At 69.0% G+C, this 1,650-nt stretch carries 1 protein-coding gene and 1 pseudogene; one reads left to right on the top strand and one right to left on the bottom strand.

Annotated features, from left to right (window positions below; genetic code table 11):
* Positions 1–202, bottom strand: a pseudogene (locus ACLEQD_RS42965) (hypothetical protein); the annotation flags it as partial.
* A gap of 552 nt (positions 203–754) precedes the next feature.
* Here ACLEQD_RS42965 and ACLEQD_RS42960 point away from each other — a divergent pair.
* A partial coding sequence (locus tag ACLEQD_RS42960) for a polysaccharide lyase (protein ID WP_410391731.1) occupies positions 755–1,650 on the top strand: 896 nt, incomplete at its 3' end.

The raw sequence follows: 1,650 nt of genomic DNA, 5'->3' as shown, positions 1-1,650 counted from the left end.
GCCGCGGCGCGCGCGAGCGGTAGCGGTCCGCTTCAGGGTGCGTGAGGCGGGCCTCGATGCGGGCCGCTGCCCGGCGGTCCGCCCAGAAGGTGTCGGGGACGGCCTGCGGCCGCGCCTGGGGCTTCAGGGCCGCGACCCCCACCGCCAGGAGGGGGATGGCCAGTGCCAGCGCCCAAAGCTTCTTCTTCGCCGGCTTCACCATGCGATCCCCTCGGGCGTCTCCCCCCAGCCGCCCTTCCGGGACGTTCTACACCAACCTCCGACGAACGCCGACCTGGCCTCGCGTCCTGCCTCCAGGCGTCCCATGACGCGGTGGGTAGCAAGGCGGTGGGAAAACAGGCGCATCGGATGTTTTGGGCGACACACGCTCCAATAGACGGCCTGCTCCCCCGATCTTGAAAAAAGGCCCACTTCCCACGTTGGCCGCGAGAGGAGGACGGGACGCCGGGCCGTCAGGTCGTTGAGGGGATGACGCTTGGGGGCTCGGCCGCACGGCTGCCTTCACCGGAAGGTTTGAGCGCCCGCATCCACCCGGAATCACGCGCTTCGGCATGCCTGGGGAAGGGGCGGACGGCAGGGGCCTGTCTGCCTCATGCCCCGGCGGGCGGCCCGCCGAGCGCGCGTGCGGCAGGGGGTTGGCAGGCGGGACGGGGCGGGAAGGCTTTTTCGCCGCCGCGTGTCCTCGTGGCCCAACCCGGACCGAAAGGACCCCTGTTTGAAGCGACTCCTTCAGCTCGTTGCCGCGGCCTCCCTGATGCCCGCCCTGTCTTTCGCTGGCGTCATCTGGAAGGGCGACTTCGAGACCGGCAACACGTCCCAGTGGACGCGCCAGCAGAGTGTTGCCAACAGCCGCTTGCAGGTCGTGACGGATGTGGTGCGTGACGGCAGGTACGCGCTCAAGGCCACCGTGAAGCAGGGCGATGATCCCATCAACGCCAGCGGCAACCGCAACGAGCTGCTCTACCTGACCCACGAGACGCAGGGGAAGGAGTACTACTACAAGTGGAGCACGCTCTTCCCGGCGAACTACCCCGTCCATGATTCGTGGCAGGTCATCACCCAGTGGCACCAGGAGGGCTGCTGCGGCTCTCCGCCGCTGGAGTTCTTCGTGCGCGGGGACAAGATCAACCTGCGCGTGGGCGGCAACACCACGCCCGTGCTGTGGCAGACGTCCATCGACAAGGGCAACTGGCACGACTTCGTGCTGCACGTGAAGTGGTCCTCGGACAAGAAGGTCGGCTTCGTGGAGCTGTGGCACAACGGCCAGCACGTGCTGCCGAAGACCTACGGCGCCAACCAGTTCGGCAAGGACCTGAACTACCTGAAGATGGGGCTGTACCGCGACGACGCCATCAAGCCCGAAGGGTCCATCTTCCACGACGGCTTCACCATGGCGACGACGCTCGAGGACGTGATGCCGCCCGCGCCCGCGCCGGCGGAGGAGCCCGCGCCCACGCCCGTGCCGGATGACACGACCATCCCGAACGACACGACGCCCCCGTCCCCCGTGCCGGAGACCCCGACGACGGACGCGCCCACCTCCCCGCTGCCCACCGTGGGCGGGCAGACCCCCACCCCCGGCACCACCACGCCCGTGTCCAACAACCCCAATGGCCTGCCGGACTCGTCCGAGGCCATGGCGGGGGGCTG

The sequence above is a fragment of the Corallococcus sp. 4LFB genome (assembly GCF_046520365.1).
Lineage (GTDB): Bacteria > Myxococcota > Myxococcia > Myxococcales > Myxococcaceae > Corallococcus > Corallococcus caeni.
Note: the sequence above shows the minus strand (reverse complement) of the source record. Positions and strands in the feature narration are given on the sequence as shown.